The 24,868-nt window shown below is 72.1% G+C and carries 21 protein-coding genes and 1 pseudogene; 6 read left to right on the forward strand and 16 right to left on the reverse strand.

Annotated elements, in window-relative coordinates; genetic code table 11:
- Window positions 1-699: HAMP domain-containing protein (locus KMS84_RS21005; RefSeq protein ID WP_256917891.1), on the reverse strand; the 699-nt coding region annotated here is incomplete at its 3' end.
- A 318-nt stretch (window positions 700-1,017) separates the two neighbouring features.
- Window positions 1,018-1,899 (reverse strand): RNA polymerase sigma factor SigF, encoded by an 882-nt coding sequence (locus KMS84_RS21010; protein ID WP_256917892.1) that lies wholly within the window; start codon window positions 1,897-1,899, stop codon window positions 1,018-1,020.
- A gap of 209 nt (window positions 1,900-2,108) precedes the next feature.
- Between KMS84_RS21010 and KMS84_RS41260 the strand changes: the two genes are divergently transcribed.
- Window positions 2,109-2,480 carry a PRC-barrel domain containing protein gene (locus KMS84_RS41260; RefSeq protein WP_256917893.1) on the forward strand — a complete coding sequence of 124 codons (372 nt, stop codon included), beginning with the start codon at window positions 2,109-2,111 and terminating at the stop codon, window positions 2,478-2,480.
- The gene (locus KMS84_RS21020) at window positions 2,477-2,923 is read left to right on the forward strand and encodes an ATP-binding protein (RefSeq protein ID WP_256917894.1); all 447 of its coding nucleotides are present in this window, start codon (window positions 2,477-2,479) and stop codon (window positions 2,921-2,923) included. Before KMS84_RS41260 ends, KMS84_RS21020 begins: the two co-directional genes overlap by 4 nt.
- A gap of 34 nt (window positions 2,924-2,957) precedes the next feature.
- Here the strand turns inward: KMS84_RS21020 and KMS84_RS21025 are convergent, their stop codons facing one another.
- The 8 genes from KMS84_RS21025 to KMS84_RS21060 all read right to left on the reverse strand — a co-directional run bounded on the left by KMS84_RS21025 (window position 2,958) and on the right by KMS84_RS21060 (window position 14,502).
- Window positions 2,958-3,404, reverse strand: a complete 447-nt coding sequence (locus KMS84_RS21025; RefSeq protein ID WP_256917895.1) for an ATP-binding protein — start codon at window positions 3,402-3,404, stop codon at window positions 2,958-2,960.
- 222 nt (window positions 3,405-3,626) lie between these two features.
- Window positions 3,627-5,528: an AMP-dependent synthetase/ligase gene (locus KMS84_RS21030; protein ID WP_256917896.1), complete on the reverse strand. Its 1,902-nt coding sequence runs from the start codon at window positions 5,526-5,528 to the stop codon at window positions 3,627-3,629.
- Between the two features lie 144 nt (window positions 5,529-5,672).
- Window positions 5,673-6,761 carry a glutamate--cysteine ligase 2 gene (locus KMS84_RS21035; RefSeq protein WP_256917897.1) on the reverse strand — a complete coding sequence of 363 codons (1,089 nt, stop codon included), beginning with the start codon at window positions 6,759-6,761 and terminating at the stop codon, window positions 5,673-5,675.
- A gap of 57 nt (window positions 6,762-6,818) precedes the next feature.
- Window positions 6,819-9,023 carry a 1,4-alpha-glucan branching enzyme gene (gene glgB, locus KMS84_RS21040; RefSeq protein WP_256917898.1) on the reverse strand — a complete coding sequence of 735 codons (2,205 nt, stop codon included), beginning with the start codon at window positions 9,021-9,023 and terminating at the stop codon, window positions 6,819-6,821.
- Window positions 9,024-9,028: 5 nt separating this feature from the next.
- Window positions 9,029-10,390, reverse strand: coding sequence for a maltokinase N-terminal cap-like domain-containing protein (locus tag KMS84_RS21045; RefSeq protein WP_256917899.1), 1,362 nt, complete (start codon window positions 10,388-10,390; stop codon window positions 9,029-9,031).
- A gap of 28 nt (window positions 10,391-10,418) precedes the next feature.
- A complete protein-coding gene (gene treS / locus KMS84_RS21050; RefSeq protein ID WP_256917900.1) occupies window positions 10,419-12,137 on the reverse strand; it encodes a maltose alpha-D-glucosyltransferase in 1,719 nt (572 codons plus the stop codon).
- Window positions 12,138-12,172: 35 nt separating this feature from the next.
- Window positions 12,173-14,128, reverse strand: a complete 1,956-nt coding sequence (locus tag KMS84_RS21055; protein WP_256917901.1) for an alpha-1,4-glucan--maltose-1-phosphate maltosyltransferase — start codon at window positions 14,126-14,128, stop codon at window positions 12,173-12,175.
- Window positions 14,129-14,202: 74 nt separating this feature from the next.
- Window positions 14,203-14,502, reverse strand: coding sequence for a DUF5133 domain-containing protein (locus KMS84_RS21060; RefSeq protein ID WP_256917902.1), 300 nt, complete (start codon window positions 14,500-14,502; stop codon window positions 14,203-14,205).
- Window positions 14,503-14,798: 296 nt separating this feature from the next.
- Here KMS84_RS21060 and KMS84_RS21065 point away from each other — a divergent pair, with 296 nt between their 5' ends.
- Complete coding sequence (locus tag KMS84_RS21065) at window positions 14,799-15,308, forward strand: pep a2 (RefSeq protein ID WP_256917903.1); 510 nt, start codon at window positions 14,799-14,801, stop codon at window positions 15,306-15,308.
- Between the two features lie 38 nt (window positions 15,309-15,346).
- Complete coding sequence (gene glgX, locus KMS84_RS21070) at window positions 15,347-17,464, forward strand: glycogen debranching protein GlgX (protein ID WP_256917913.1); 2,118 nt, start codon at window positions 15,347-15,349, stop codon at window positions 17,462-17,464.
- Window positions 17,465-17,476: 12 nt separating this feature from the next.
- Here the strand turns inward: glgX and KMS84_RS21075 are convergent, their stop codons facing one another.
- Window positions 17,477-18,280 (reverse strand): VOC family protein, encoded by an 804-nt coding sequence (locus KMS84_RS21075; RefSeq protein WP_256917904.1) that lies wholly within the window; start codon window positions 18,278-18,280, stop codon window positions 17,477-17,479.
- A gap of 206 nt (window positions 18,281-18,486) precedes the next feature.
- Window positions 18,487-19,320 (reverse strand): SigB/SigF/SigG family RNA polymerase sigma factor, encoded by an 834-nt coding sequence (locus KMS84_RS21080; RefSeq protein WP_256917905.1) that lies wholly within the window; start codon window positions 19,318-19,320, stop codon window positions 18,487-18,489.
- Between the two features lie 490 nt (window positions 19,321-19,810).
- Between KMS84_RS21080 and KMS84_RS41120 the strand changes: the two are divergent.
- Both KMS84_RS41120 and KMS84_RS21085 read left to right on the forward strand, forming a co-directional pair.
- Window positions 19,811-20,088: pseudogene (locus tag KMS84_RS41120) on the forward strand (ABC transporter permease); the annotation flags it as partial.
- A 190-nt stretch (window positions 20,089-20,278) separates the two neighbouring features.
- Window positions 20,279-20,800: a hypothetical protein gene (locus tag KMS84_RS21085; RefSeq protein ID WP_256917906.1), complete on the forward strand. Its 522-nt coding sequence runs from the start codon at window positions 20,279-20,281 to the stop codon at window positions 20,798-20,800.
- A 58-nt stretch (window positions 20,801-20,858) separates the two neighbouring features.
- On the opposite strand, the gene hemC is transcribed toward KMS84_RS21085, so the two are convergent.
- The 4 genes from hemC to ligD all read right to left on the reverse strand — a co-directional run bounded on the left by hemC (window position 20,859) and on the right by ligD (window position 24,400).
- Window positions 20,859-21,794 carry a hydroxymethylbilane synthase gene (gene hemC, locus KMS84_RS21090; protein ID WP_256917907.1) on the reverse strand — a complete coding sequence of 312 codons (936 nt, stop codon included), beginning with the start codon at window positions 21,792-21,794 and terminating at the stop codon, window positions 20,859-20,861.
- Window positions 21,795-21,863: 69 nt separating this feature from the next.
- Entirely contained in the window at window positions 21,864-22,328 is a 465-nt protein-coding gene (locus tag KMS84_RS21095; protein WP_256917908.1) for a GNAT family N-acetyltransferase, read from the reverse strand.
- A 167-nt stretch (window positions 22,329-22,495) separates the two neighbouring features.
- Window positions 22,496-23,272 carry an NPP1 family protein gene (locus KMS84_RS21100; RefSeq protein ID WP_256917909.1) on the reverse strand — a complete coding sequence of 259 codons (777 nt, stop codon included), beginning with the start codon at window positions 23,270-23,272 and terminating at the stop codon, window positions 22,496-22,498.
- Window positions 23,273-23,419: 147 nt separating this feature from the next.
- Window positions 23,420-24,400 carry a non-homologous end-joining DNA ligase gene (gene ligD, locus KMS84_RS21105; RefSeq protein WP_256917910.1) on the reverse strand — a complete coding sequence of 327 codons (981 nt, stop codon included), beginning with the start codon at window positions 24,398-24,400 and terminating at the stop codon, window positions 23,420-23,422.
- Window positions 24,401-24,868 lie beyond the last annotated feature (468 nt).

Below are 24,868 nucleotides of genomic sequence, written 5' to 3' on the forward strand. Positions count from 1 at the left end.
CTTGAGTTCGAGGATCTCGCCGCGGGCGTCGACGGTGATCTTCTGGGAGAGGTCGCCCTTGGCCACCGCCGTCGTCACCTGGGCGACGTTGCGGACCTGGTTGGTGAGGTTCCCGGCCATGAAGTTGACCGAGTCGGTGAGATCTCGCCACACACCGGCCACCCCGGGCACCTGGGCCTGGCCGCCGAGGCGTCCTTCGGTGCCGACCTCGCGGGCGACGCGGGTGACCTCGTCGGCGAACGCGGACAGCTGGTCGACCATCGTGTTGACGGTCTCCTTCAGCTGGAGGATCTCGCCGCGGGCCGGCACGTCGATCTTCTGGGAGAGGTCGCCCTTGGCCACCGCCGTCGCCACCTGCGCGATGTCGCGCACCTGGGTGGTGAGGTTGCCGGCCATGGCGTTCACGGAGTCCGTGAGGTCCGCCCAGGTCCCGGACACGCCGGGGACCTCGGCCTGTCCCCCCAGGGTGCCCTCGGTGCCCACCTCCCGGGCCACGCGGGTCACCTCGGACGTGAAGACCGACAGCTGGTCGACCATGCCGTTGAAGACGGTGGCGATGTCGCCCATGAGGCCGTCGCCGTCGGTGGGCAGCCGGGTGCCGAAGTCCCCGTCCCGTACCGCCGTCAGGCCGGCCAGGAGCTGGCGAAGCTCGTGGTCGCCCGGAACCGTGTCCGACGACTCGGTCGCGTTGCTGGTCATGCGTATCCTCGTTCCGCTCCCCAGGAGCCCCCGGGCGGGGACTCGGAACCGGGCCGCCCGGGTGGGCGGCCCCGCATGTCGCGCCAGTGTTTCCGCAGTTCACGGAAGTGTGCGATGTGAGAAATCCGCCGCAGGCTAACCCACTCGGGCGCACGGAAACAAAGCCTCACGTCACGCCGCCCACACAGGAATTCCAGATCGTGCACACGATGCATGCATGACCGGAAGCGGGGTACCCGAACATGTTTGTGCCCGGGACGGCAGCTCGTGCCGTCCCGGGCGAAGAGGGGTCGCGGTCCCGGCCGAGCCGGGCCCGGCTCAGGCGATCTCGGCCCCCAGCAGGCCCGTCCGCAGCTGCTGGACCATGCGGCTGATCAGCCGGGAGACGTGCATCTGGGAGATGCCGAGCTCCCTGCCGATCTCCGCCTGGGTGCGCTCCTCGACGAACCGCAGATGGAGGATCCGCCGCTCCCGCTCGCCCAGCGCGGCGACGAGGGGCGCGAGCGAGTGGAAGTCCTCCACGAGCTCCAGCGCGGGCTCCTGCACGCCGATGAAGTCCGCCAGCACGGACTCGCCGTCCGCGCCGCCGTCGGAGGTGAGGGCCGCGTCGAGGGAGGCGGAGGTGTAGCAGTTGGCGGCCTTGCGCGCCTCGACGACGTCCTCCTCGGACAGCGACATCAGCTGCGACAGCTCCCGGGTGGTGGGCATCCGGCCCAGCCGCGTCTGGAGCTCCTCGGTGGCCTTGGCCAGTTCGACCCGCGCCTCCTGGAGGCGGCGCGGCACGTGCACCGCCCAGCTCGTGTCGCGGAAGAAGCGCTTGATCTCGCCGACGATGTAGGGGACCGCGAAGGAGGTGAACTCGACCTCGCGGGTGAGCTCGAACCGGTCGATGGCCTTGATCAGCCCGATGGTGCCGACCTGGACGATGTCCTCCATCGCGTCGCCCCGGCCGCGGAAGCGGGAGGCCGCGTACCGCACGAGGGAGAGATTCATCTCGATCAGGGTGTTGCGCACGTACTGGTACTCGTGGGTGCCCTCCTCCACGACGGCCAGCCGGTCGAAGAAGCGCCGCGACAGCTCGCGCGCGTCCTTCGGGCTCACCTGGGAGGGGACGTCGATGAACGGAACCCCCTCGCACGGGCTGTCGGAGCCCGCCCGCGCCGCCGTGGGCGTCGGTGCCTGTGCCGTCACGGCGTTCATGTCCGTTCACTCCGTTCGTCGAGCATGTCGATCACGCACTCCGTCTGCCCCTGCGCCTGTGAGTCATGCGGGTGTCGTGCACCGGCTTTCCGCTGGTCCGCGCGCGGGCGTCCTGCCCGTCGGCACAACGTCCGAAACGGGTCGACACGCCCCGAATGCCGCTGCCCCGACAGGGTAATGGCAGCTGTGGAACGCGAGAAGGGAGCAGCGTGACCATCCACGGAATCTGGTCGTATGCGCCGGGCAGCGGTCATGTCGAGGGACAGGACCTCACCGGCTACTCCGTCGTGACGGCCGACGGAACCCTCGGGCACGTCGAACGCGAGGCCGACCCGCAGGGGATGCGGCATCTGGTCGTCGACACGGGGGTCTGGGTGTTCGGCAGGAGCGCCGTCGTCCCGGTGGGCGTGGTCAAGGGCGTGGACCACGCGGCCCGCGAGATCTCCCTGGCCTGCACCGGGGACGAGGTGAAGGAAGCGCCCCGCTTCCGCACCGACAGCGAGACGAGCGACCCCGCCTATCTCACCGCCGTCGGCGACCACTACGGACGTCCGGCGCCGCGGGAGGCGTCGTCGCCGTGAGGGAGGAGGGGTACACGACCGTACGGACGTCCGTGCCCGCGACGCCGGTGACGACCGCGGCGTCCGCCCGTGCGCACGCCCGCGCGGTGGTGCACTCCCGGTGGGACCCCTCGGCGCGTCCGGCACGCGAGGAGGACGTGATCGACCTGCTGCTGGTCGTGTCGGAGCTGGTGACCAACGCCCACCGGCACGGCGGCGGCCTGGCCGGATTCGAGGCCACGCCCGTTCCCGACGGGATCCGCGTCGCCGTCCGGGACCACAGCGACGTCGTGCCGACGGCGGCGTTCGGGCCGCACTCCCCGCCCGCCGGCCACCGCACGGGCGGCTACGGCTGGCCGCTGGTGGTCCGTCTGGCCCGGGAGATCGACATCGACGAGCACTCCGCGGGCGGGAAGACGATCAGCGTGTTCCTGCCGATCCGCGACCTCGACCGCCCGGCCTGACGGGCGCGCACCGCACCCGCGCCCTGCCGTGACCTCACCACGGCAGGAAGACGTGGACGTCCTTGCCCGGCGCCTGGCCCTCGTCCGCCGTCACCACGCTGACCTGGCTGCACAGCGTGTGCACCAGGTACCAGCCGATGCCCCCGCCGCCGCTGTCGGGATGGAAGGGACGCGGGGTCGGGGGAGTGCTGTTGGTGTCGTGCACCGTGACGTGCACCCCGTCGAAGGTGCGGCGCAGCTGAAGCTCGAACGGCCCCGGAGCGTACTGGACCGCGTTGGCGGCCAACTCCGTGACGATCAGCACGATGTCGTGCCAGCACTCCGGCGCCGTCGGCGGTGACGCCCGCGCCACGTCGTGGAGGAAGTCCTCCGTGGCCAGTCGTGCCCCCGTCACGTCGTGCGGTTCACCCGCAAAACGGGCCGTTCGGTTCGGAATCGCCCAGGAGGACAATGTTTCGCTACCCCGCGGCTCGGTTGCCATGTCAGTGTGCGGTCCCGTCTCGGCCGGGACCGTCGTCCTTTCTCGTGCGACTCGGTCTCACCTCGCCCTTGCTGGGTTCCCGGCGCTGCCCAGGCTACGCGTCCCTCCCGGCGCGACATACGGCCCGGCGGACCGGGAGCGACGGGCGCCGCGCCGCCACGTCGCGCGGCCGCGGACCGTCCGTCAACGGTCGATCACCCCGTGCGCCGGGACGGGGGCGGTTCAGCGGAACACGTCGTCCGCGTCGTCCCAGCTGAGGACCTCCTCCTGGGGGCCCTGCCGGGGCAGTCGCGCCCGGGCCTGGTACATCGCCTCGATCTCCGCCGCGTAGTGCGTCACGATCGAGTCGCGGCGCAGCTTCATGGAGGGCGTCAGCAGCCCGTTGCTCTGGTCGAAGGGCTGCGGCAGGATGCGGAACGCGCGGATCGACTCCGAGCGCGACACCGTGCTGTTGGCGGCGGCGACCGCCCGCCCGATCTCCTCCCGCAGCGCGTTCTCCTCGCGCGCCTCCCGGCTCTGGGTGTCGCCGTGCAGCGCCAGGCTGCCGCGCCAGTGCGCCAGGAAGTCGGGGTCCAGGGTGATCAGCGCGCCCACGCAGGGCCGGTTGTCGCCCACCACCACCGCCTGGTGGACGAGCGGGTGCATCCTCAGCCGCTGCTCCAGCGCGGTCGGCGCCACGCTCTTGCCGCCGCTGGTGATGATGACGTCCTTCTTGCGGCCCGTGATCGTGAGGTAGCCGTCGGAGTCCAGGTACCCGAGGTCGCCCGTGGCCAGCCAGCCGCCCGACAGGGCCGCCCGCGTCGCCGCCTCGTCGTTGACGTAGCCCTGGAACACCGACGGGCCGCGCACCAGGATCTCCCCGTCGCCCGCCACCCGCAGGTCGGTTCCCGGCAGGGGCTGCCCGACCGTGCCGGACTTCTCCCGGCCGAGCGGCTGCATCGTGATCCCGCCGCTCGTCTCGGTCAGGCCGTACCCGTCGTGCACGTAGATGCCGATGCCCTCGTAGAAGAGGGACAGATCGCGGTGCAGGGGCGAGCCGCCCGAGGTGGCGCGGTGGACCCGGCCGCCGAGCGCGGTCCGGAGCCTGCGGTAGACCGTCCGCTCGAACACGGCGTGCTGCACCCGCAGATCCAGCCCCGGACCCGAGCCGCGGCCCAGGCGCTGCCGCTCGACGGCCGCCGCGAAGACCCGGGCCGTCTCCGCAGCCCGCTCGAACAGCGCGCCGCGGCCGGCCTCCTGGGCCACCCGCAGGAAGTTCTTGTAAATCTTCTCGAACACCGAGGGGACCGCGTAGAGATACGTGGGGCGGAAGGTGCGCAGCGACTCCGTGAGCGCCTCGGCGCCGAGGTCGGGCTCATGACCCATCAGGATGCCCCCGCGCAGGCACAGGCCCTGGATCATCAGTCCGTACACATGGGAGAAGGGCAGGAACGCGAGCACGCTCGCCTGTTCGCCCGCGGGCGCCGCCGTGTGCCCCCAGCCGTCCAGGAGCGTGTCGCACGGACTGGCCAGAGAGCGGTGGCTCAGTGCGCAGCCCAGTTGCCGCCCGGAGGTGCCTGAGGTGTACGCGATCACCGCCGTGGAGTCCGGCAGCACGATCCGGCGCAGCGAGTTCACGGTGGTCAGGGCGACCGACTCGCCCCGCTGGGCGAGCTGTTCGAGCGCGCCCGCGTCCAACTGCCATACGTGCCGCAGCGACGGCAGGGCCGCGCACACGGATCCGACGGTCATGACGCTCTGTTCGTCCTCGACGACCACCCCGACGCAGCCGGCGTCCCGCAGGATCCACTCGACCTGCTCGCGCGAGGACGTCGGGTACACGGGCACCACCTCGGCGCCCACCGCCCACAGCGCGTGACACAGCACCGTCCACTCGTACCGGGTGCGCGCCATGATGGCGACGCGGTGGCCGGGGGAGATCCCCGAGGCCACGAACCCCTTGGCGAGATCGACCACTTCGTCGCGCAGCTCGACGGCCGTGACCTCTTCCCAGCCGGCGGCCGCGCCCGTGCGCCGGGCGAGCACCGGCAGCGCCGGGGTACGGGCGGCTGTCTCGAAAACGCTGTCGGCGAGCCCTCCGGTCAGGGGCGAGGCGGCTGGGGGAGCGAGGGCGAAGTCGCGCATGCGCTGCTCCTGACGTGTACGGGCTGTGACTCCGCCGACGGGAACTGTCATCGACGGTGGTCGAATGTAGCCCAGGCGAGACCGCTTGTGGCCAGGAACGAATAAGTAATCCGCCTTGATGATCTCGTCCCCGGACGGGGCGTGTCAGGCCTGTGTGCGCTCGACGCAGGCGGCGACGACCTCGCGCAGACTGCCGGTGCGTTCCCACACCTCGCGCTGCACCCTCGCCCCGTTGCCGTGCAGCAGCAGCTCGGCGCACGACGCGCGGGCCCGTTCCAGGTCACCGCTGTCCGACAGCGCGTCCCGCACGTGTTCCAGCAGGGCTCGCACGACCGAGCCGGCGGGGGCGCGCCGCATCGTCGCCGGGTGCAGCAGGTCCCCGGCGAGCCCCGTGCGGGCGGCCTGCCAGTTGGCCAGCCGCAGCAGGCTGACGCTGTGGTCGAGCGGGTCCCGCCCCGCCTGCCAGTCCCTGGCGGCCGTCTCGACGAGCCCGCGCACCAGCGTGGCGATCAGCACGGCGGTGTCCGCGTGCAGGCAGACGTCCGCCACCCGCACCTCCACCGTCGGATAGTGCGCCGAGAGCCGGGCGTCGAAGTAGACCATGCCCTCGTCGAGGATCGTGCCCGTGTCCACCATGGCCCCCACCCGCCGGTGGTAGCGCTCCGCCGAACCGAACAGCTCGGTCGGCCCCGCCGACGGCCAGCGCTGCCACACCCGGCTGCGGTAGCTGGAGTAGTCGGTCTCCCGGCCCTGCCAGAAGGGCGAGTTGCCGCTCAGCGCGATCAGCACGGGCAGCCAGGGCCGGATGCGGTCGATCACGGCGACGCCCTCGTCGTCCGACTCGACGGCGACGTGCACATGGCAGCCGCACACCATCTGCTCACGCGTCGCGATCCCGTACTGCTCGGCCATCCACTGGTAGCGCCGGTTCATGCTGATGGACGGCTGCACCGGCAGCGGCGAGGCGGCGAGGGCGGCGACGGCGCACCCGGCCTCCCGGGCATGCCGTGCCGCCTCCCCGCGGATGCGCACGATCTCCGCGCCGAGCTCGTCCATCCCCGACTGCGGGTGGGTGCCGAACTCGAGCATCTGGTTGTGCAGTTCCTTCTCGAAGACGTCGCCGTCCTCGTCGCACCGGGAGGCGCGGGCGAGGACGGCGGCGGACAGGGACTGCGGCTCCCCGGTCTCGGGGTCGACCAGGAGGAGCTCCTCCTCCACTCCGACGGTGCGCACGCGAGGGGACCTTCCTGTGGTGGTTGGTACGCACCCGACTGCCCCGTCCGCCCGTGTTCAAGCGGACGCGGGCGCCAGCCACACCGTGGCCAGCGGCGGCAGGGTCAGCCGGAGCCCGTCCGCGCCGGACGCGACCGGGGCGGACGGTCCGACACCGCTGCCGCCGTAGCGCGAGGCGTCGGTGTTGAGCACCTCGCGCCAGGCCGGCACGCCGTCGGGGACGGCGAGCCGGTAGTCGTGGCGCACGACCGGGGAGAAGTTGCTGACGGCGAGGAGCGGCGCCCCCTGGGCGTCGTGCCGCAGGAACGCGAAGACGTTGTCCTCGGCCGCGTCGCCGACCACCCAGCGAAAGCCCGCCGGGTCCGTGTCCCGCTCCCACAGCGCCGGCGTCCGCCGGTAGACGGCGTTGAGATCGCGCACGAGGTCCTGCACACCCCGGTGATCGCCGGCCGAGGCGTAACCGGGGTCGAGCAGCCACCACTCCGGCCCGTGCTCCTCCGACCACTCCGCTCCTTGCGCGAACTCCTGTCCCATGAAGAGGAGTTGCTTGCCGGGGTGGGCCCACATGAAGCCCAGGTAGGCGCGGTGGTTGGCACGCCGCTGCCACCAGTCGCCGGGCATCTTGGAGACCAGCGCCTGCTTGCCGTGGACCACCTCGTCGTGGGAGATGGGCAGCACGTAGTTCTCGCTGTAGGCGTACACCATCGAGAACGTCATCTCGTTGTGGTGGTACTTGCGGTGCACCGGCTCCTTGGCGATGTACTGGAGCGAGTCGTGCATCCAGCCCATGTTCCACTTCAGCCCGAACCCCAGACCACCGCTGTCGGTCGGCCGGGTCACGCCCTCCCAGGCGGTGGACTCCTCCGCGATGGTGACGACGCCGGGACTGCGGCGGTACACGGTCGCGTTCATCTCCTGGAGGAACGCCATCGCGTCCAGGTCCTCGCGGCCGCCGAACACGTTGGGCGCCCACTGCCCGGAGTCCCGCGAGTAGTCGAGGTAGAGCATCGACGCGACGGCGTCCACCCGCAGGCCGTCGACGTGGAACTCCTCGCACCAGTAAGTGGCGTTCGCCACGAGGAAGTTGCGCACCTCCACGCGCCCGAAGTCGAACTCGAACGTGCCCCAGTCCGGGTGCTCGGCCCGCCGGGAGTCACCGGGCTCGTACAGCGGGTCCCCGTCGAAGCGCCCCAGCGCCCAGTCGTCCTTGGGGAAGTGCGCCGGCACCCAGTCCACGATCACGCCGATGCCGGCCCGGTGCAGCGCGTCCACCAGGAACTTGAAGTCGTCCGGCGAACCGAGCCGGGAGGCCGGCGCGTAGAAGCCGGTGACCTGGTAGCCCCAGGAGCCGGAGAACGGGTGCTGGGCGACCGGCATGAACTCCACATGGGTGAACCCGAGGTCGCCGACGTACGCCGGGAGCACCTCGGCCAGTTCGCGGTAGGTCAGCCCGGGCCGCCAGGACGGCAGATGCACCTCGTACACGGAGAACGGCGCCACATGCACGGGAACGTCGCCCCGGTGCGCCATCCACTCCTGGTCGGCCCACTCGTAGTGCGAGGCGTGCACGATCGACGCGGTGTCCGGCGGCACCTCGCAGCGCCGGGCCATCGGGTCCGCCTTGAGGAAGCGGTGCCCGTGGCGGGAGGTGATCTCGAACTTGTAGCGGGCGCCCTCGCCGATCCCGGGCAGGAACAGCTCCCATACTCCGCTGGAGCCCAGCGACCGCATCGGGAAGGCGGTCCCGTCCCAGAAGCAGAAGTCTCCCGCGACCCGCACCCCCCGGGCGTTCGGCGCCCAGACCGTGAACCGGGTGCCGGTCACCCCCTGGTGGGCCATCGGCTCCGCGCCGAGCGCCTTCCACAGCTCCTCGTGCCGCCCCTCGCGGATCAGATGCAGATCGAGGTCGCCGAGGGCCGGGAGGAAGCGGTACGGGTCGTCCACCTTGTGCTCGACGCCGTCGTACGACACCAGCAGGGTGTACGCGGGCACCGTCGCCAGCGGCAGCACGGCGGCGAACAGACCGTCGCCCTCGGAGACCAGGGGCATGGCAGCGCCGTCCACCACGACGCTCACGGCGTCCGCGAAGGGGCGCAGGGCCCGGAAGAGGACCCCGCCCGGCACCGGGTGCGCGCCCAGCAGCGCGTGCGGATCGTGGTGGGCGCCCGCCAGCAGCCGGCCGCGTTCGCCCGGATCGAGCGCGGGCGCGGTGCGCGGGCGGGGGCCGGCCGACTCGGGCGGAGAGGTGTCACGCAGGGCCACGGGGGTCAGCCTCCTCGGACGGCGAGTCGTTCGATCGCCGCCATGGGTACGGGCAGCCAGTCGGGACGGTTACGGGCCTCGTACAGCACTTCGTACACGGCTCGGTCGGTCTCGTAGGCACGCAACAGGGCATGTTTCTTCCGGGGGTCCCAGCCCGCGCGGGCCGCGTAGCCCGCGCAGTAGGCCTCCCGGCAACGCCGCGCCCACTCCGGCCGCCACGGGCGGCGCTGGCGGGCGGCGTAGTCGAAGGAGCGCAGCATTCCGGCGATGTCCCGGACGGGGGAGTGGGCGCTGCGCCGCTCGGCCAGCGGCCGCGAGGGCTCGCCCTCGAAGTCGATCACGAACCAGTCGCGCCCGGCGCGCAGGACCTGACCGAGGTGCAGGTCGCCGTGGATGCGCTGGGCGGGCGGCCCGGCGTCGCACACCGCGAGCGCGCCGAAGGCGGTGATCAGCCCGGGGACGAACGGCCGCAGCGCCGGCACGTGGTGCGCCGCCGCCTCCAGACGTTCGGTCATGGCCGCGGCGGTCCGCCCGTCCTCGGCGTCCGGGCCGGACGGGAGGGCCGCGGCCAGCGCCAGGTGGACGTCCGCGGTGGCCCGGCCCAGTTCCTCGGCCTCGGCCGTGAAGTCCTCGCCGCGGGCCAGGGCCCGCAGCGCCAGCGTCCAGCCGTCCGAGGCGTCGGGCAGGAACGGCTGGAGCACGCCGAGGGTGGCCTCCTGCGGATGCGTCGTGCGGAACCAGGCGACGGGCGCGGGCACCCGCCCGCACCCCTGCCCGGCCAGCGCGACCGGCACCTCCAGATCGGGGTTCACCCCCGCCTGGACGCGCCGGAAGATCTTCAGGATGAACGCGTCCCCGTAGACCAGCGAGGTGTTGGACTGCTCGGCCTCCAGCAGCCGCGGCGCGAGCCCCGGGGGCAGCGGCACGGACGGGTCCGACTCGAAGCACAGCGGGCCCAGGGCGCCGGGGTGGCGCATCCGCTCCAGCAGCAGCTGCGCCGACCGGGGGTCCTGCAACGCGTCGTGGACCGTCAGCCCGGCCAGCGGCCCTTCCTCGACCCTGCCGATCAGCGCGCGCCCCAGCCGCGGCGACAGATGCTCCTGGACGCCCAGCAGCAGCTGGTAGCAGTCGCCGGCCGGGGGAGTGCCGCCGGGGGTGGGGACCCCCGACTGGTCGGCGTGCACGAGCAGATGCAGACAGCCCGGATACAGCTCGGTCATCGACAGCATGCGCAGATCGGTGAGCGGCCGGTCCTTTCCGGCGAACCAGCGCTGCCGGGGCAGCCACTCGCACAGCAGCGCGGCGAGCGGTCCGGCGGAGCGGACACCGCTCGCGGCGCCCGGTCGCAGGGGTGCGGTCCTCGTCACGGTGACCCATCCTTTCCGCGGCGCACGCTCACTGGCGGCGACCGATCCGGGACGCGGCTCTGGTGAGCCGGAACCAGTAGAAGCCGTGGCCCGCGAGGGTGAGCAGGTAGGGCAGTTCACCGATGGCGGGGAAGCGCACTCCGCCGAACAGTTCGACGGGGTTGCGGCCGTCGTAGCGGCTGAGGTCGAGTTCGGTGGGCTGTGCGAAGCGTGAGAAGTTGTGCACGCACAGGACCAGGTCGTCTTCGTGTTCGCGCAGGAAGGCGAGGACGGCGGGGTTGGAGGAGGGCAGTTCGGTGTAGGTGCCCAGGCCGAAGGCGTGGTTCTGTTTGCGGATCTCGATCATGCGGCGGGTCCAGTGCAGGAGCGAGGAGGGCGAGGACATCGACGCCTCGACGTTGGTGACCTGGTAGCCGTAGACGGGGTCCATGATGGTGGGCAGGGAGAGGCGGCCGGGGTCGCAGGAGGAGAATCCGGCGTTGCGGTCGGGGGTCCACTGCATGGGGGTCCGTACGGCGTCGCGGTCGCCGAGCCAGATGTTGTCGCCCATGCCGATCTCGTCGCCGTAGTAGAGGATCGGCGAGCCGGGCAGGGAGAGCAGCAGGGCGGTGAAGAGCTCGATCTGGTTGCGGTCGTTGTCGAGCAGGGGGGCCAGGCGGCGGCGGATGCCGATGTTGGCGCGCATACGCGGGTCTTTGGCGTATTCGGCGTACATGTAGTCGCGTTCTTCGTCGGTGACCATTTCGAGGGTGAGCTCGTCGTGGTTGCGCAGGAAGATGCCCCACTGGCAGTTGGCGGGGATGGCGGGGGTCTTGGCGAGGATCTCGGAGACGGGGTAGCGCGACTCGCGGCGCACGGCCATGAAGATGCGGGGCATGACGGGGAAGTGGAAGGCCATGTGGCACTCGTCGCCGCCGGAGGCGTAGTCGCCGAAGTAGTCCACCACGTCCTCGGGCCACTGGTTGGCCTCCGCCAGGATCACCGTGTCCGGGTAGGCGGCGTCGATCTCCTTGCGGACCCGCTTGAGGAACTCGTGCGTCGCGGGGAGGTTCTCGCAGTTGGTGCCCTCCTCGGCGTACAGGTAGGGCACGGCGTCCAGGCGGAAGCCGTCGATGCCCAGGTCCAGCCAGAACCGCAGCGCGGAGATCATCTCCTCCTGCACGGCCGGGTTCTCGTAGTTGAGGTCGGGCTGGTGGGAGAAGAAGCGGTGGAAGAAGTACTGCTTGCGGACGGGGTCGAAGGTCCAGTTGGAGACCTCGGTGTCGACGAAGATGATGCGGGCGTCGCCGTACTGCTTGTCGTCGTCGGCCCACATGTAGTAGTCGCCGTAGGGTCCGTCGGGGTCCTTGCGCGACTCCTGGAACCACGGGTGCTGGTCGCTGGTGTGGTTCATGACGAAGTCGATGATGACGCGCATGCCGCGTTGGTGGGCGGCGTCGACGAACTCGACGAAGTCGGCGAGGTCGCCGAACTCGGGCAGGACGGCGGTGTAGTCGGACACGTCGTATCCGCCGTCGCGCAGGGGCGACTTGAAGAAGGGCGGCAGCCAGAGGCAGTCGACGCCGAGCCATTGCAGGTAGTCGAGCTTGGCGGTGATGCCCTTGAGGTCGCCGACGCCGTCGCCGTTGCTGTCCTGGAAGGAGCGGACGAGGACCTCGTAGAAGACGGCGCGCTTGAACCACTCGGGGTCGCGGTCCTTGGCGGGGGTGTCCTCGAAGGTGTCCGGGACAGGGGAGTTGACGGTCATGGCTGTCTGGAGCCTCCGATCGGCGGTGATGCGGATCACCGGACGTGGAACACGTGGGCGGGCGTCCGGCCGGGCTCCAGGCGCACGTAGTTCGTCCTGCTCCAGGCGTAGGTCTCGCCCGTCAGTTCGTCGCGCACGGACAGCGTCGCGCCGTCGTCCAGGCCGAGTCGCGGCATGTCCAACGACACCGTCGCCTCCTGGGTGTGGTGCGGGTCGAGGTTGACGACCACCAGAACCGTGTTCGAACCCGTCCGCTTGCTGTACGCGATGACGGCCGGGTTGTCCGTGCCGTGGAAGCGGAGGTTGCGCAGCCGGTGCAGGGCCGGGTTGGCCCGCCGGATCTCGTTCAGCCTCGTGATCAGCGGGGCCAGGCTGCGGCCCTCGCGTTCGGCCGCCTCCCAGTCGCGCGGCCTGAGCTGGTACTTCTCCGAGTCCAGGTACTCCTCGCCGCCCTCCCGCAGCGGGGCGTTCTCGCACAGCTCGTAGCCGCTGTACAGGCCCCAGGTGGGGGAGAGGGTCGCCGCCAGGACGGCCCGGACCTCGAAGGCGGGCCGGCCGCCGTGCTGCAGATAGGCGGGCAGGATGTCCGGGGTGTTGGCGAAGAGGTTGGGCCGCATGTACGAGGCGGCCGGGCCCGACAGCTCGGTCAGGTAGTCGGTGAGCTCTTCCTTGGTGTTGCGCCAGGTGAAGTAGGTGTAGGACTGCTGGAAGCCGATCTGGGCGAGGGTGTGCATCATCGCCGGCCGGGTGAAGGCCTCGGCCAGGAAGATCACGTCCGGGTCGGTGCGGTTGACGTCCGCGATGACCCGCTCCCAGAAGACGACCGGCTTGGTGTGCGGGTTGTCCACGCGGAAGATCCGCACCCCGTACGCCATCCAGTGCCGCAGCACGCGCACGGTCTCCGCGACCAGACCCTTCATGTCCGCGTCGAACGCGATCGGGTAGATGTCCTGGTACTTCTTCGGCGGGTTCTCCGCGTAGGCGATCGTCCCGTCCGGGCGGTGGTGGAACCACTCGGAGTGCTTGTGCACCCAGGGGTGGTCGGGGGAGCACTGGAGGGCGAAGTCGAGGGCGATCTCCAGCCCCAGCTCCCGCGCCCGCTCCACGAACCACGCGAAGTCCTCCGGCGTGCCGAGATCCGGGTGGACGGCGTCGTGACCGCCCTCCGGCGAGCCGATCGCCCACGGCACGCCCACGTCCCCGGGCCCCGCGTCCAGCGAGTTGTTGGGCCCCTTGCGGAACGTCGTGCCGATGGGGTGGATCGGCGGGAGGTAGACGACGTCGAAGCCCATCTTCGCGATGGCCGGCAGACGGCGCGCGGCGGTGCGGAACGTGCCGTGCGGACGCTCGGGGGTCCCCTCCGAGCGCGGGAAGAACTCGTACCAGGACCCGTACAGGGCCCGCTCCCGCTCCACCAGCAGCGGCAGCGGCTCGCAGGCCGTCACCAGCTCACGCAGCGGTCGCCGGTCGAGGAGGGCGGTCACCTCCGGCGTCAGGGCCGCGGCGTACCGCTCGGCCACCGGGGCCGAGTCGTCGAGCAGCTTCTTCGCCGCGTCCCGCAGCAGGGTGCGCTCCGGTCCGCGCGGGGCCCGGGCGGCGGCCCGCTCGTAGAGCCGGCCGCCCTCCTCCAGGACCAGGCCGAGGTCGACGCCCGCCGGGATCTTCACGTCCGCGTGCCGGCGCCAGGTCGCGATCGGATCGCTCCAGGCCTCCACGGTGTAGGTCCAGCGGCCCATGACGTCCAGCGTCACGTCGGCCCCCCAGCGGTCCGTGCCGGGGGCCAGCTCGCGCATCGGCGTCCAGGGCCCGCGGTCGCCGTCCGGGTTCTTGAGGACCACGTTGGCGCCGATGGCGTCGTGGCCCTCGCGAAACACCGTGGCGGAGATCCGCACCGTCTCCCCGATCACGGCTTTCGCCGGCCGCCGGCCGCACTCCACGCGCGGTTCGACGTCCCGGACCGGGATACGGCCGATCGCCCTGGTGGACTTCACCTTTGCACCTCCGCTGGCTGAAATTGGCTTTGTTCGCCCGGAGTCGGGAGAACGACCCGCGCTCGCGCGGGGTGCTACGTCTCCGCGGGCAGGCGGGGCAGGGACGACGTCACCGACAGCCGTCCGACGCCGCTCCTGCGGCCTGTGCCCCGGCGCTCGCGCAGGCGGCCCTCGGCGCCGGTCCGCAGATACTGCTCGGCGGCGTCCGCCGCCTCCCGTGCGCAGCGCTTGCCCATCAGCACGCACAGGGTGTAGCCGCAGTCCTCGAAGGCGGCCCGTGCCGAGCGGTCGCCGGGATGCGCGAGCATGGCCCGCTCCCAGGTCCGATAGCCCCGCAGGGTCCTGGCGACTTCGGTCTTCGCTGGTTGCAGCATCGCGCTGGTCACCTTTCGGGAGTTCACGGAGGTACGCCGCTCGAGACGAGCGGGTCGGCCCTTTCCGCAGAGGTGCGAAAACGTCCAACCTCCCGAGGCCTTCACTTATGGTGCACGGCGCATCACCCAACGTCCTGTTGGATCTTGGTTGTGGTGCGCTCGTGTTGCACGAATGGCGTAGCAGCCCCACTGTGGTTGTGACTCTGAAGCGATTACCACTCACGCTTCGTGTCGGGGACCCCGGCCCGTCGGGCCGGGGAGGAGCCGTGAGCCTCGCCGGTGAGGAGCGAACGACGATGAAGACCGCAGTCCCCTGCTACTACCACCTCGACGTGGACGTCAGTGCGGAACGCGTCGGACAGGTCAGGCGCATTCTGGCCGCCCACCTGACGTACTGGGATCTCGAATCCCTCGTCGAGCCCGTCTGTCGCGGGGCCGAGATGCTGCTGAAGGCCATCGACGAACACGCGCGGAACAAGCACACCTCGATCGAGATGTGGTGGAACGGCCAGCATCTGATCACGGCGATCGGCGGCGACGACCGCCAGCTGCGCCCCGACCTCGACCTGCGCGCCTGCCTGGAGCGCATCGCCGCCATGAGCGACGGGTGGGGCTGCTGCGCCACCGGCACCGGCAGCAAGGTCATCTGGTTCTCCCAGCGGGCCCGGGCCGGCGAGCGCGTGCCCCGCGTGCCCACCGCCCCGTCCCCCAGCCTGAGGGAGGGACTTCAGGTGCCCCGCGCTCCGGCGATCGCCGGCCTGTCCGCCCCCGCGGACGAGGAGCGGGTCCTGGAGGCCGCCCGGTGAGCTCACGCCCCCCGGGCCGCACGCGCCGTGGCGAAGGGGTGCCCGCCTGGAGCGGGCGCCCCTACCCGCTGGGCGCCGACTTCGACGGAGAGGGAACCAACTTCGCGCTGTTCAGCGAGGTCGCCGAACGGGTCGAGCTCGTTCTGGTGGACGGCGGCGGCGCTGCCCGCACGGTCCCGCTGACCGAGGTCGACGGCTTCGTGTGGCACGCCTACCTGCCCGGGATCGGCCCCGGGCAGCGCTACGGCTTTAGGGTGCACGGGCCGTGGAACCCGTCGTCAGGGGACCGGTGCAACCCGGCGAAGCTGCTGCTGGACCCCTACGCACGCGCCGTCGACGGCCAGATCGACAACCACGACTCCCTCTTCGAGCGGGCCGGCGACCGGCCCGACCCGGCGGACAGCGCCGCCCACACCCTGCTCGGCGTGGTCACCGACTCCGCCTTCGACTGGGGCGACGACGAGCCCCTGCGCCGCCCCTACGCCGACACGGTGATCTACGAGGCCCATGTGCGGGGTCTGACCCGCACCCACCCGGACGTCCCGCCCGAACTGCGCGGCACCTACGCCGGACTCGCCCATCCCGCGGTGACCGGCCACCTCACGTCGCTGGGCGTGACGGCGGTCGAGCTCATGCCCGTGCACCAGTACGTCCAGGACGGCGTCCTGACCGACCGGGGCCTGTCCAACTACTGGGGGTACAACACCATCGGCTTCTTCGCGCCGCACCACGCCTACGCGGCCCGGGGCGCCCGCGGTGAACAGGTGAGCGAGTTCAAGGCGATGGTCAAGGCGCTGCACGCGGCCGGTCTGGAAGTGATCCTCGACGTGGTCTACAACCACACCGCCGAGGGCAACGAGAAGGGTCCGACCCTGTCCTTCCGCGGCATCGACAACGCCTCCTACTACCGGCTGGTGGACGGCGACTGGGCGCACTACTACGACACCACCGGCACCGGCAACAGCCTGCTGATGCGCCACCCCCACGTCCTTCAGCTGATCATGGACTCGCTGCGGTACTGGGTGACCGAGATGCACGTCGACGGCTTCCGCTTCGACCTCGCGGCCACCCTCGCCCGGCAGTTCCACGAGGTGGACCGGCTGTCCGCGTTCTTCGACCTGATCCAGCAGGACCCGGTGATCAGCCGCGTCAAACTGATCGCGGAGCCCTGGGACGTCGGCGAGGGCGGCTACCAGGTGGGCAACTTCCCGCCACTGTGGTCGGAGTGGAACGGCCGCTACCGCGACGCCGTGCGCGACTTCTGGCGCGCGGAGCCCGGCTCCCTCGGCGAGTTCGCCTCCCGGCTGACCGGCTCCTCCGACCTGTACGCGCACAGCAGCCGCCGCCCGCGCGCGAGCGTCAACTTCGTCACCGCCCACGACGGCTTCACCCTGCGCGACCTCGTGTCGTACAACGTCAAGCACAACGAGGCCAACGGCGAGGACAACCGGGACGGCGAGAGCGAGAACCGGTCGTGGAACTGCGGAGTCGAGGGCCCCACCGAGCGCCCGGCGGTCCTCGCCCTGCGCGCCAGGCAGCAGCGCAACCTGCTCGCCACCCTGCTGCTGTCGCAGGGCATCCCCATGCTGTCGCACGGCGACGAGCTCGGCCGCACCCAGCTCGGCAACAACAACGCCTACTGCCAGGACAACGAAGTCTCCTGGGTCGACTGGCGGTTGACCGACGAACAGCGGGCCCTCGCCGATTTCTGCCGTCGCCTCCTCGCCCTGCGCGCCGCCCACCCCGTGCTGCGCCGGCGCCGCTTCTTCCGGGGCGAGACCGTCACCGGCGCCGGTCAGCCGCTGCCCGATCTGCTCTGGCTGCGGCCGGACGCGGGGGAGATGCGGGCCCGCGACTGGCAGCGGGCCGACGCGCACAGCGTGGGCGTCCTCCTCAACGGCGACGCCATCGCCGAACCGGATCCCCGCGGCCGGCCCGTCGTCGACGACTCGTTCCTGATGCTCTTCAACGGCTTCTGGGAGCCGGTGGTCTTCCGGCTGCCCGACGTGCGTCACGGCGAGCGCTGGAGCGTGCGCGTCGACACGACGGCGCCCGACGGCGGTCCCGACGAGAGCGAGTACAAGGCCGGCGCGGAGGTCACGGTGGAGGCCCGGAGCCTGCTGGTGCTCTCCCGGCCCCCGCTCGGCACGCGGTGAGGCGGGCGGCGCTCAGCGCTGGCGGTGCGAGGTCACCGTGAACTGGGCGCCGTCCGGATCCCGCAGCACCGCCTCCCGGTCGCTCTCCACGAGCACGCTGCCGCCGTGCTTCTCGGCCGCCCGGGCGCACGCGGTCACGTCGGCCACGGCGAAGTGGACCTGCCAGTGCGGCCGGATCGTCGGGTCGGGCGCCGCCTCCAGCGCGCCCGACACGATCCGGGCCACCACGTCGCCCCTGCTGCGCAGCACGACCTCGCCGCCCTCGTAGTGGACCTCGCAGGCGCCCGGACGGTCCGTCGCCCAGTCGAGGATCTCGCCGTAGAAGATGGCCGAGTCGAAAGCGTCTCGGGTGTGCAGCCTGACGAACGCGGGCGCCGCCTGCCGCCAGGCCTCCCAGTTGCCGAGCAGCTCGCCCTCCCAGATCCCGAAGGTCGCACCGTCCCGGTCGGCCAGCAGGGCCGCCCGTCCCGGCGGCAGCGAGATGGGGCCCACGGCCACGGTCCCGCCGCGTTCGCGCGTACGGGACGCCGCCTCGTCCGCGCTCGGCACGGCGAAGTACGGCGTCCAGGCGACCGCCATCTGCCACATCGAGGCCACCGCGGCGATCCCCGCGACCGGCACGCCGCCCACCAGGGCCGTGCGGAAGTGGTCGCCGAGCGCCCCCCGCAGCCACTTCCAGCCCAGCACCGCCTGGTAGAAGTCCTGGGTGGCCTCGAGATCCCGGCTGGTCAGGCTCACCCAGCAGGGAGCGCCGAAGACGGAGTGCGTGGAGACCGCTCCCCGGGCGCCGGGGGCGGATGTCTGATGCTGGTTCATGGCGCTCGCGTTCCTGGTCTGTCGGCCGGCGGGCGGGGGGAGTGGGGCTGCCACCAGTGTCCGGCCGCACCGGCCCCGGCCGCCTGCCGAGAACCGGGTCGTTCGGGGGAGGGGCGGCACGAGTACCGCGCGGGAGCACAGCCGAAACGGCCCGGTGCGAGCGGGCCGTTCGGGTGAGCCGGGCCCGGCGGGCCGCCGCGCCGGTGTCAGCCGGCCGCTGCGTCCGCCTCGGCTCCGGCCGCGGTCTCGGCGTCCGGCTCGGCGGTGATCTCCTCCCGCAGTCGCGCGAAGCAGCCGCTCAGGAGCCGGGACACGTGCATCTGCGAGATGCCCAGCTGCTCGGCGATCCGGCTCTGCGTCATCCCGGCGAAGAAGCGCAGGTACAGGATGGTCCGCTCACGCTCCGGCAGCGCTCGCAGACACGGCGCCACGGCCACCCGGTCGACGACGGTGTCGTAGCCGGGGTCGGGATGCCCGAGGGCGTCCTCGAGCGCGTAGCCGTCCGTGCCCGGCAGCTCGGCCTCCAGCGACAGGGCGGTGAAGCACTCCAACGCCTCCGCGCCGGCGCGTACCTCGTCCTCGGTGAGCTGCGCGTACGCGGCGATCTCCGTGATCGTCGGCGCCCGGCCCGGTGTCGTCTGGGACAGCTCCTTCACCGCGTGCCGCACCCGGTTGCGCAGGTCCTGGACCCGGCGCGGCACGTGCAGCGTCCACATGTGGTCGCGGAAGTGCCGCTTGATCTCGCCGGTGATCGTCGGGACCGCGTACGCCTCGAAGGCGCGGCCACGCTCGGGATCGTAGTGGTCGACGGCTTTGACCAGGCCCAGGGCGGCGACCTGGTACAGGTCCTCCAGCGCCTCGCCGCGCCCGCGGAAACGGACGGCGATCCGCTCCGACATGGGCAGCCACAGCCGGACCAGCTCGTCCTTGAGCGCCTGGCGCTCGGGGCCCGCCGCAAGCCCGGCAAGACGCACGAAGGCCTCGCTCGTGTCCGGGGCGTCGTCATGGGGGTGCTGCTTCGTTCGGACGGTGGTACGCATCACGCGCGCCTCCCTCAGGAGGGTTGCCGATGGACGGGGGACACCGTGGGAAGCGCGTACTCGGGAGGATGCGGGCGACACCCGGGGCCGGCCGGAGGCGGGTCCCACGGACGTGCCTCCTGTCCGAAGCACTTCCCTGCGGATGCCCGGGAACGGACATCTCAAAACAGTTTCACCCGATTTGCCGTTCTTCGCTTCTCGTCCCCCTCCCGACTCCCTCGCCCCGTCCTGGGATCCGTCGCCTCTGGCGCCGAGGTGACGTCGGCGGCGCGGACGGCATCGATCATGCCGACCCTGGTCGAGCGGCTGGTCAAGGACGGCTGACCGGTGCGGGAGACCGCCCCCGCCGACCGGCGCGCCGCCCGATTGCTGCTCACCGGCGGGCCGGGGCCCGGCTGCGTGACCGGCGGGAACGGCGCCATGCGCTGCTCGCGCGGCTGGACGCCGCCCACCGTGAGGCCCTGGAACCCGCTCGGGCTGCTCGGGATCGGCGGGCCTCGTCCTCGGCCGGGACCGTCTGACGGGCATCGGCCAGGCGGTCACCGCCGCTGTTCTTCGGCTCCAACGCCGGTGCCCGGCCGCCGTCATGCCCCGACGGCTTCAGGCCGTCGGGGCACGGTCGACCCGCTCAGCCGCGAGGCGGGACGTGCTGCGCGGACTGCTCCTCGGCACGCCCGCGCGACTCGCGGCCGACTTCGCGGGCTCGCGGCGGCCGCCGCGCTCGGCGTCGCGGCGGCCTCCTCCCTCCCGGGCCGGCCGGCCCGGTGACGCGGCGTGCGGACGTGATGTGCGGCACGCCCCGGGTGAGCCCTGGCGGGCTCGTCGGCCGATTGTGCCTGCGCACGGCTTGATCAGCGATCAAAGGGGGTGAATTCCCTGGCCACAGCGCATTCCGCTCATTTGACAGTGCGATCGGCGCACGGATAGGAAGCAGCCGGTAGAAGTCGAGAGGTGGACTGTGCACGAGCCGAACGTGGTCGGGGACTGGCTGGAGTACGACGAGTACGCCGGTCTGCGGGTCCGCGTCCACCGACTGGAACAGAGCGAACCGCCGCGCGGGCGTGACGACGCCGCGGAGGGGCTGACCTATTTCTGTCTGCGGGTGACCGTGGAGAACCGGGGCGCCGCGCACTCCACGATCCACCTGGAGGACGGCCAGATCGACGTGCGTCTCGGGCCCGACGGCGAGAGCGCGTTCATCGACTGGCGCAACTCGCAGTTCATCGAGGGCTTCGACGTCTACCCGCTGCGCCGGGCGACCGCCGTGCTCTACGCGGCGGGACCGCAGGCGTCCCTCGGCCAGGTGGACGTCCAGATCCAGCTGCGGGTGGACGACGACTGGGCCGACCGCCGGCTGTGGAGCGGCGGCATCGGGCTGCACGAGGGCTCCGGCGGCGCACCGGCCGGCGCGGGACGCGACAGCCTGGCCCGCCAGGTGAGCAACTTCCTGCGCGACCAGGCCGAAGAGGGCACCGCCTGACCGACGGGAAGGGCGCCGACCGACGGGTGCGGCGCCCTTGCGGGGTCCGGCGGACGGGTCAGTGCGGAATGCCGTCGATGATCTCGCGCGCGCCCTGCCGCAGCAGCGCCACCGCCACCGAGGTGCCCAGCGTCGCCGGGTCGAGGCGGCCCGCCCACTCGTGAGCGTTGAGCCGGGTCTTGCCGTCCGGTGTGAACACGCAGGCCCGCAGGGAGAGTTCGCCGCTGCGGTCCACCCGCGCGAAGCCCGCGATCGGGCTGTTGCAGTGGCCCTGGAGCACGTGCAGGAACATGCGTTCCGCCGTGGCCTCGCGGTGAGTGGCCGGATCGCCGAGCCCGCTGACCGCGTCGATGAGGTCGGCGTCGCCCTCGCGGCACTGCAGGGCCAGGATGCCCGCGCCGATCGGCGGCATCATCGTCTCCGGCGACAGCACCTCGGTGATCACGTCCCGGCGGTCGATGCGTTCCAGGCCCGACACCGCGAGCAGCAGCGCGTCCGCCTCGCCCGCGGCGAGCTTCTCCAGCCGTCGGTTGGCGTTCCCGCGGAACGGCACGCACTCCAGGTGGGGGTGGGTGGCGGCGAGTTGGGCGATGCGGCGGACCGAGGAGGTGCCGATGCGCGTACCGGCCGGCAGTTCGTCCAGGGTGCGGCCACCCGGGTGGATCAGGGCGTCACGGATGTCGTCGCGCCGCAGGAACGCCGCGAACACCGTCCCGGCGGGAAGCGGCCGGTCGGCGGGGACGTCCTTGACGCAGTGCACCGCGAGGTCGGCCTCGCCGGCCAGCAGCGCCGCGTCGACCTCCTTGGTGAACGCGCCCTTGCCCTCGACCTGGGAGAGGTCCCCCATCCACTTGTCGCCGGTCGTCTTCACGGGGACGACCTCGGTGCGCACGCCGGGATGCAGGGCGGTCAACTCCGCGCGCACCCGCTCCACTTGGGCCAGGGCCATGGGCGAGTCGCGGGAGACGATACGGATGAGTTCCGGAACGGACATGCGGGACACGATAGACCCTCGCGGCCCGCCGCCCGCACCGCTCACGCGTTTCGGCCACCGCTCGGCGACTCACGCGTCCACCCGCATGCTGAAGCGCCGCTTGTCCGCCCCGAGGGCGCCGCGCCGGGCGTAGAAGCGGATCGCGCCCTCGTTCCAGACCGGTGTCTGCCACTGGACCTCGGCCAGCCCGAGATCGCGGGCCCGGTCCACGACCGCGTCCATGAGCAGGGCGCCCAGTCCCCGGCCTCGATGGTCCGGGGCGAGGAACAGGCAGTCCATATGGAGATACTCGCGGCCCTCCCAGGTGGAGAGGGCGGGCGAGCAGGTGGCGTAGCCGACGACCTCGCCCCCGGGCAGTTCGGCGACCAGGCACCCGAGGAGCGGCGCCGGCACGTCGAAGAGGAGCCGCGCCAGGCGCTCGGCGAGATCGGGCGCCGGCGGGTCGGCGCGCTCATAGCGGGCGTGCTGGGCGGCCAGTTCGGCGACGCGCGGCAGATCGGACCGCTCGGCGGCCCGTACCCGCGGGGCGCTCACCGGACCTCCCTGCCGGCCGGGACGCGGACGGGCGCCTCCTCCGTCGTCACGGGCGCGCGTTCTCGCAGAAGATCCATCCGGTCATCATGCCCCCGGGACGGCCCCGGATGCCGGTTCCGGGGCCGTCCCGTGCCGCGGGACCCGGCGGACCGGGCGCCGCGGCCCGGCTACGCGTTGGGGTCGAACGGGATGCCGGCGGGCTTGGCGGACGACAGGTTCCCGGCGAAGGAGCCGTCCTTCAGGCCGAAGTTGGCGGAGCCGAAGTCGTAGGCGCTCAGCTTGTCCCGCAGGCCCGACGGATAGCCGTTCCAGCCGACCAGCGGCGGGTACTGCCAGGTGTGCTTGGCGTTCTCCGGCGGCTCGTCGTTCGAGTTGGCGATGCGGAAGCAGTGCGTGCGGATGCCGTCCTTGTGGTAGACGGACTTCGCGTGGGTGCCCTCGAAGCGCACCGTCGACGCGGCGTGCACGGTGAACGACCCGTGGTTGGACGTGGAGACGTACTGGACCCGGTCGTTCTGGACCCAGACCACGACGTGCTCCCAGTCGTTGCGGTGGCCGCCGATGCTGCTGCCCGGGAGCGCCTGGTCCTTCTCGAAGTAGAGGCTGTACATGTACGCGCACCAGCCGTTGTTGCACTTGTAGCGCGAGTAGCTGTTGGTGTTGTCGAGGTCGGAGGGGTCGTGACAGTCGCCGTTCAGCGCGCCGGTGGGCTTGAGGCCGCCGTTGATCGTCCCGTCGGGGCCGATGGCGGGCGTAGAGTAGCACCCGTCCGTGTCGTAGTCGAACGCGGGCTGGAACGTCAGCTCCCCCGCCTCGGCGTTCTGCGGAAGGGCCCGCGGAGGGGCGGCGTAGGCGACCGAGGGGACGGCGACGACCAGCGCGGCGGCGCCGGCGAGACCGGTGAGCCATCTCCTGCGGTGGGCCTTGAACCTGGCTGAGGGCACGGCGAGTTCTCCTCGGGATGAGGGCGCAGCCGAACGGCTGTGGGGGAAGCGGGAGTTCAGCTTCCATGCTTTTGCCTGTCGCGCCAAGAGGTCGCAGGCGTATCGGTGATGAAGGACAGTCCAACAGTCGGCCGCCCCCGCGCCGACTCAGGCGGAAGTGTCCGGAAGGTCGGCCGCCGACTCCTCGGGCGTCAGGTCCCGCCGCAGACGCAGCCAGGACGGCTGACGCAGCAGCCCCGCCCGGGTGCGGGTGCTGTAGCGGACCTCGCCGACCAGCCGGGGCCGCACCCAGTGCGCGCCGGCCGTGCGCGGCACGGCGTCGAAGGGACACGTCTCGCTCGCGTCGGCCTCCAGCAGCGCCGCGAGTTCGCCGCGTTCCGCCTCGCTCCAGCCGGTGCCCACGCTGCCGACGTAGCGCAGCCCCGTCGTGGCGCGCTGCCCGACCAGGACGGCGCCGGGCAGCCCGGTCAGCCGGCCCCTGCCGGGCAGCCAGCCGCCGACCAGGACGTCCGCGACCCGCATGTTGCGGATCTTGATCCAGGCGCGCGAGCGCACACCGGGCTCGTAGACCGAGTCCAGCCGTTTGCACACCAGTCCCTCCAGGCCGTGCGCCCGGGTCGCCTCCAGGGCCTCCCGGCCGTGGCCCACCAGGGCGCTCGGCGTCGACCAGAACGGCCCCTCCAGCGCCAGCGACTCCAGCCGGGTTCTGCGCCGGGTGTAGGGCAGGCCGGTCAGCGAGCGTCCGGCGAGGTGCATCACGTCGAACAGGACGAGGTGCACGGGAGCCGTCGCGGCCAGCCGCGCGGCCCTGCCGGGGGCCTGGACGAGCCCCATGCGCGACTGGAGCAACTGGAAGTCGGCCCGGCCCTCGCGGTCCAGGGCGAGCACCTCTCCGTCCAGCACCGCCGGCGTGCCGCCGAGCGCGGCGCCGAGCGGCCCCAGCTCCGGGTAGGCGGCGGTGATGTCCTCACCCGAGCGTGCGCGCAGAGTGAGGGTGCCGTCCCCGGCGAGGTACACCACGGCACGCTGCCCGTCCTGCTTGGTCTCGTAGGCCCAGCGCGCGTCCTGGCCCACGGGCGGGAGGGAACCGGCGGTGGCGAGCATGGGGGCGACGAGCGGGAGGGGCATGGGTGAGGTGTCGACACGGCGACGCGCCGCCACGCGCGCGGGCCGGCCGTTTCCCCTGAACGGTGCACGGGACGCCGCCGACGGGAGGCGAGGGGGGAGCGCCGGCGCCCCCGGCCCCGAGCCCGCCTCCGCGCGGACGGGTTGGCGGAGCGAGCCGACCGGCGGTCGGGGGCGAGCGGGATGAAGGCGGGCGTGGCCCGGGGGCGTGCTGCCGTGATCGGGGTGCGTGCCTGGCGGGGAGTGGGGCGGTGGGCACGGCTGCCCGGCGGTGTGAGGGTTCGAGGGGGCGGGTCCCGGTGGGTGGTGGATGCTGCCGGGGTCGGTTGGTCCCGGGTCGGTTGTTCCGGGGCCGGGGTGCGCGCCTGGCCGGGAAGTGGGCCGCCGGGTGTGGGCTGGGCGGCGTGCGGGCTCGTGGGGGATGGGGCCCCGACGGACGGTGGGTGCAGCCGGGGTCGGTCGGTCCGGGGT

It is taken from the genome of Streptomyces hilarionis (assembly GCF_024539675.1).
GTDB classification, from domain to species: Bacteria; Actinomycetota; Actinomycetes; order Streptomycetales; family Streptomycetaceae; genus Streptomyces; species Streptomyces hilarionis.